Consider the following 6,230-nt stretch of genomic DNA (forward strand, 5'->3'; position numbering starts at 1 on the left):
AACATTAATAATAAAAAAGGCAGCTTACGCTGCCTTTTTTATATTACTTTGCTTTACTTGTGCCCACTTCTACTCGGGTTTTAAGTTTTTGCCCAGGTCTAAAGGTCACCACGCGACGCGCCGAAATAGGAATATCTTCCCCTGTTTTCGGATTACGTCCCGGTCTTTCTTTTTTATCACGAAGATCAAAATTACCAAATCCAGAGAGCTTAATCTGCTCGCCTTTTTCAAGCGCTGAGCGGATTTCTTCAAAAAACGCTTCAACTAAATCTTTGGCATCTTTTTTATTGATCCCGAGTTTTTCAAATAGGTGTTCAGCTATGTCGGCTTTAGTAAGCGCCATATCTAGTCCCTCAACGATGCATTAAACTGTTCGGCCAGTGTGGCCACCACGTTATCAACTACTAGATTGATATCTTTCTCTTCGAGTGTTCTATCAACCGATTGCAGTGTTAGAGCAATCGCCAAACTCTTATAATTTGGCTCAATACCTTTGCCCTTATACACATCGAATAAGTTTAGGTCAACTAATTGATTTCCGCCAACTTTTTCTATCGCTGTTAAAATATCGCCAATATTTACGCTCTCTTGCACTAAAATCGCGATGTCGCGGCGATTTGAAGGGAATTTAGACACCCCTGCAACTTGCGGTAAATTTCTTTTTTCGATTGCCGACATTTCAATTTCAAACACGAAAGTAGCATTATTGATATCTAACGACTTTTGCGCTTGAGGGTGTAATGCACCAAAAAAACCGACCTTTTTACCAGCAACATAAATTACCGCTGATTGACCAGGATGCAAACCGTCTGACTGCTCTGCTTTAATTTCAAAGCGGCTCATATCATTGGTAATTGCCAGTAGTGCTTCCACGTCACCTTTCACATCGTAAAAATCGACGTTGCGTTTTTCTTCAACCCAATGTTCGCCATGCGCAAGACCGGTAATTACACCGCCAATTACTGGCACTTGGTTAACACCATTTTCGGCATTTTCGTCACTTAAAAATTTAAGGCCGTGTTCAAATAGACGAATACGCGGTTGCTGACGATTTTGGTTATACGCTAGCGACGCCAATAAGCCAGGCATTAAGCTTACTCGCATTGCAGACATTTCAATTGAAATTGGGTGCGGTAATACTAGCGGCTGACATTCTGGGTGCAAAATAGCTTGCGCTTTAGGGTCGACAAAACTGTACGTAATAGCCTCTTGATAACCACGGGCTACTAGCGTATTACGAAACTTGCTTAGTGCGATAGTCGCTTCGTTATGGGTAGTCATTTTAAGCTTAGCAGTCGGTGCAACATTAGGAATACTGTTGTAACCGTAAACACGCGCCACTTCTTCAATTAAATCTTCTTCAATACGCACATCAAAACGGTAACTAGGTACATCTGCACTCCAGCTGTCGTTTTCAACTTTTACGTTAAAACCTAAGCGAGTTAAAATATCAGTAACTTTCTCATCTTCAATATGATGGCCAATAACACGGTCTAAACGGCTACGACGTAAACGAACCTCAGTCACTTTAGGTAGTTTATCTGCGGCAACGGCTTCAACCACTGGGCCTGCTTCACCGCCTACTATTTCAAGTAGTAACGCTGTTGCACGCTCTATTGCATCATGCTGTAGCGCAAAATCAACACCACGCTCATAACGATGCGATGCATCTGTGTGTAAACCGTAGCTACGTGCTTGCCCAGCTATTGCTACAGGGTTAAAAAATGCGCTTTCAAGTAATATATCAGACGTTTTATTTGTAACACCCGATTGCTCGCCACCAAAAATACCCGCAATGGCTAGTGCTTTATTATGATCGGCTATCACTAATGTAGATTCGTTTAATTTAACGCTATTACCGTCAAGTAAAACTAGCTCTTCACCGGCGTTTGCACTACGTACTTTAATTCCACCTTCAATCGCATTTAAATCAAATGCATGCATTGGATGGCCAAGTTCAAGTAATACATAATTAGTAACATCAACTACTGGGTCGATTGAACGCACACCGCTGCGACGTAGTTTTTCAACCATCCATAACGGCGTTGCTGTATCAAGGTTAATGCCTTTGATCACACGCCCAAGGTAGCGAGGACATGCATCTTCATTAACTAATTCAATCGATACTTTATCGTCAATTGTTGCTGTAACCGCTGGAATTTGTAATACGTTTACGTCAATGCTGTTAAGTACGCCCACTTCGCGCGCTAAGCCTTTTATACCTAAACAATCACCACGGTTTGGTGTTAAATCAACATCAATAATATTATCATCAAGGCCTAGGTATTCACGTAAATCTGTACCTACTGGCGCATCGCTTGGCAATTCCATAATGCCATCGCCTTCTTCGCTAATCCCTAGCTCAACAAAGGCACACAACATGCCATTTGAAGGTTGGCCACGTAACTTGGCTTTTTTAATTTTAAAATCACCAGGAAGCACTGCGCCAACAGTTGCAACCGCAACTTTAATGCCTAAACGACAGTTCGGTGCGCCACATACGATATCAAGTAGTTCATCACCACCGACATTAATTTTGGTAACGCGTAGCTTATCTGCATCAGGATGTTGTCCACATTCAACAACTTCACCTACCAATACACCATTAAATTTTGCTGCTGCAGGTGTTACGCCATCAACTTCTAGGCCAGCCATAGAAAGCTGTTCCGACAGAGCTTGCGTATCAATGGCTGGATTAACCCACTCTCTTAACCACTTTTCACTAAATTTCATATTATTGTTTCACTCTTAACGGAACTGGTTTAGGAATTTTAAGTCATTTTCAAAAAATGCACGTAAATCGTTTACGCCATAACGCAACATAGTTAAGCGCTCTACACCCATGCCAAAAGCAAAGCCGGTGTATTTTTCAGGATCAATGCCCACAGACTTAAGAACGTTAGGGTGTACCATGCCGCAGCCTAATACTTCTAGCCACTTGCCGTCTTTACCCATTACGTCTACTTCTGCTGAAGGTTCTGTAAAAGGGAAAAATGAAGGACGGAAACGAATTTCCATGTCTTCTTCAAAAAAGTTACGCAGGAAGTCGTGTAAAATACCTTTAAGTTCAGTAAAGCTCACATCTGTGTCGACCATTAAGCCTTCAACCTGATGAAACATAGGCGTGTGCGTTTGGTCATAATCGTTACGATATACACGTCCAGGAGAAATAATACGCAGCGGCGGTTGCTCAACTTCCATTGTACGTATTTGTACGCCACTCGTTTGCGTGCGCAATACCAGCTTAGGGTTGAAGTAAAAAGTGTCGTGATCAGCACGGGCTGGATGATGCTCAGGAATATTTAACGCATCAAAGTTATGAAAGTCATCTTCAACTTCAGGACCCGATTTAACTGCAAAGCCTAACTCACCAAAAAAGCTTTCTATGCGCTCAATGGTACGTGTAACCGGATGTAGGCCACCAGTAGGCATAACACGCCCAGGTAATGTTACATCGATAGTTTCAGCGGCTAGCTTTTCTTCTAGCGCTTTACTGGCTAACAGCTCACGTTTATCGTTTATAGCAGCTTGCACATCTTGTTTAGCTTGATTAATAACTTGGCCCGCTTCTTTACGCTCTTCAGGGGCAATTTTGCCTAACGTTTTAAGTAAGCTGGTGATCTCGCCTTTTTTGCCAAGGTAATTAACCCGCATTTCTTCTAACTGCGCGATTTCACTGGCACTGGCTACCGCCTCAAGTGCTTGCGCTAATATATTTTCTAAGTTCATTGGATACCTGATCTTTCACAGAAGGTGATTGCTGTTAAGTAATAACTTATGATAACTGAAAGCAGTGCCTAGATTCTAGACCTACTAGAGCTTTAACGTTGATTTTATAAAAGGAATTGTTAATTTTCGTTGTGCGGCCATAGATGCATGATCTAATTTGTCTAATACGTCAAGTAATGTACGCATATCACGGCTTAAGCGCGTTAATAAAAATCGGGCGCATTCGTCACTTAGCTCTAAGCCACGCATTTTTGTGCGTTTAACTAAAGCTTGTGCTTTATCGTCATCGCTCATTGAGCGAATTTGCAGTGTAGTTCCCCATTTTAGCCGCGATTCTAAGTCTGGTAAGCTAATATTTAGCATGTCGGGGAGTAAGTCAGCGGTCACCACTAACATTTTTTTAGGCTCGTTAAAGCGATTAAAAAAATTAAATAAGGCCTTTTCCCACGCATCATCACCCGCTACCAAATGCACATCATCTATGCATAAAACATCAAGGGCTTCTAAGCCTTCTAATACCATAGGGCCAAAATCAATAACTTCTCGCATAGATAACAGCATATTTGATAAGCCGCGCTCTTGCGCTTGAATACACGTAGCGTACAAAAGGTGAGATTTCCCTGAATCGCCCAAACCACATAAATAAGTGTATTGAAAAGATTGCGACAATTTTGAAAAACTGTCTTTTAAATGACTTACTTCTAAAGAGTCCTCACCACCAAAGTACGAGGTAAAGGTTTCGTCATCGGGCAAAGTAACCGGCAATGCCATTTGCATTGGCTCATGAGTTAGCATTACTCACCAATCCATTGATACTCTAAACTGTTTTTATCAACAATATGATAAAAAGCACTTGGATCAACATAATCTCTAAACGCAGCATCAAGCCCTAATGCTTTTTTTAAATCAACCACACTACCCGTATGATTAAGTTTGAACTCAACTAAATCTGGGGTTTTTCGTATAATAGTAGCCTGAGTTACCACACTTAAATTTGATAACCGGCGTTTAGCCAACTCAATATCAACAAAGCTTTGCGTACCTTTTAGAGTTAAAGTTGCCGCTGCTTGCTCGTAATAAGCATTTGGATCAATTGCATATTCATTAGCTAGCCCTTTCGCTAACGTATCTATCATTTGCGCAACAACTTGTTGTTTATCACCCGTTAATCTATTTAATTCAAAAAGATCATCGTTAGTAAATCGCCAATCTAAAACCCAGTTTTCACTATCTGGTTGCTTATACATTCTGGCTGTAATACTACGCTCAGCACTATAACGCTTAGAGGCCTCTTCTACTGGCTCTGAAAAGTTACCCCATACTTCAGGAATACCTACTAGACGTCTGTCTTGTAAATCAAGTAAAGGCACCACAACCGGTAAACCACGTCGCCCTGCTTTATCGTATATTAACTGTTCTAGTTGTGGGTAGCTTTCTTGAGTAACTAGCTCTCTGCGCCAGTTATCTTCAATACCTAACCATATTGCAATTAATGGCCGTTGCACACCCCATAAGGGTAAACCGAGCTCTTTAATTAATGCATTAATTTTTCGCGCTTCAAATTTAACAACAAGTTTTAAGTTACCGGTTGTACTCTCGTCGTACTCAAACTTGAGCATGTAGTCTGAAATATCTTGAGTTTTTTGTTGCGCTAAGCTGTTTTGATCAGCACTTTCATCACCGCTGACTTTCACTAGAACATTCAGCAATGCTTTACGACTTGCTGCTAAACGCGTGTCTCGAGTTTTATCATCAACTTTTAAAATATCTTGATAAAGATCAGTTACTTCAACCGCTGATGCAGTAAAGCAAAATATAATTGATAAGGCACTTAATAATAATCTATACACAGGCTATTTGTTCTTAGTTTTAAACTGATTTGATCCTAAATCAAAGCAACCCACAAAGCAAAATTATATTTTATTTGTAGGAAAAAGTGCTAGGTGCTAGCAGAGATTGCTGATGGGGTTATTTTTGTCTAACAATTTAATGTTTTTATACTAATCGCATAAAGTTAATGAGTAATTTAATATTAAATAACGAGCTCAATAACAAAGCGATAATTAGAATCGGAGTCTTTAATTAGGCCTGGTAGTGTCTTAATGCCCACAGCAGTGGAGAGTCACAGTGCAAATACCCACATTCATTGGCTAGTGGTGATGTTTTTATGATTTGAGTGTCGGTGCGCTACTTCGTAGCGACAACGCAGTAGAAAGTCACAGTGCAAATGCGACACACTCATTAGTCAGTGGTGATATTTTTATGATTTGAGTGTCGGGAGTCGCTGCGCTCGCCCGACTTACGTGTTAGGTGTTGGATGAGTGGGCATTAATTGTACGAACCTTACTTTCCTGCAGACGTAAAAAAGCCCGACTGTTTCTAGTCGGGCTTTCTACAATTTGGAGCCTGGCAATGTCCTACTTTCACATAGCAAATGCTACACTATCATCGGCGCTGTTTCGTTTCACTACTGAGTTCGGCATGGGGTCAGGTGGGTCCAA

The 6,230-nt window shown here is 41.0% G+C and carries 5 protein-coding genes; all 5 read right to left on the reverse strand.

All coding sequences use genetic code 11. The annotated features are described in order from the left end of the window. Positions 1–43: 43 nt before the first annotated feature. Complete coding sequence (gene ihfA / locus H5079_RS16770) at positions 44–343, reverse strand: integration host factor subunit alpha (protein WP_011328574.1); 300 nt, start codon at positions 341–343, stop codon at positions 44–46. A 2-nt stretch (positions 344–345) separates the two neighbouring features. After that, positions 346–2,733 (reverse strand): phenylalanine--tRNA ligase subunit beta, encoded by a 2,388-nt coding sequence (pheT, locus tag H5079_RS16775; RefSeq protein ID WP_182684515.1) that lies wholly within the window; start codon positions 2,731–2,733, stop codon positions 346–348. Positions 2,734–2,748: 15 nt separating this feature from the next. Continuing rightward, positions 2,749–3,729, reverse strand: a complete 981-nt coding sequence (pheS, locus tag H5079_RS16780) for a phenylalanine--tRNA ligase subunit alpha (protein WP_011328576.1) — start codon at positions 3,727–3,729, stop codon at positions 2,749–2,751. Between the two features lie 84 nt (positions 3,730–3,813). Continuing rightward, the gene (hda, locus tag H5079_RS16785; RefSeq protein ID WP_172459224.1) at positions 3,814–4,524 is read right to left on the reverse strand and encodes a DnaA regulatory inactivator Hda; all 711 of its coding nucleotides are present in this window, start codon (positions 4,522–4,524) and stop codon (positions 3,814–3,816) included. Further along, entirely contained in the window at positions 4,524–5,579 is a 1,056-nt protein-coding gene (locus tag H5079_RS16790) for a DUF2066 domain-containing protein (RefSeq protein WP_011328578.1), read from the reverse strand. Before H5079_RS16790 ends, hda begins: the two co-directional genes overlap by 1 nt. Positions 5,580–6,230 lie beyond the last annotated feature (651 nt).

Origin of the sequence: Pseudoalteromonas sp. SG44-5 (genome assembly GCF_014164175.1) — a bacterium.
GTDB classification, from domain to species: domain Bacteria; phylum Pseudomonadota; class Gammaproteobacteria; order Enterobacterales; family Alteromonadaceae; genus Pseudoalteromonas; species Pseudoalteromonas nigrifaciens.

Bases quoted from the DNA above. Each gene is read 5' to 3' on its own strand.
- ihfA (WP_011328574.1), bottom strand. From the start codon at position 343: ATGGCGCTTACTAAAGCCGACATAGCTGAACACCTATTTGAAAAACTC.
- pheT (WP_182684515.1), bottom strand. From the start codon at position 2,733: ATGAAATTTAGTGAAAAGTGGTTAAGAGAGTGGGTTAATCCAGCCATT.
- pheS (WP_011328576.1), bottom strand. From the start codon at position 3,729: ATGAACTTAGAAAATATATTAGCGCAAGCACTTGAGGCGGTAGCCAGT.
- hda (WP_172459224.1), bottom strand. From the start codon at position 4,524: ATGCTAACTCATGAGCCAATGCAAATGGCATTGCCGGTTACTTTGCCC.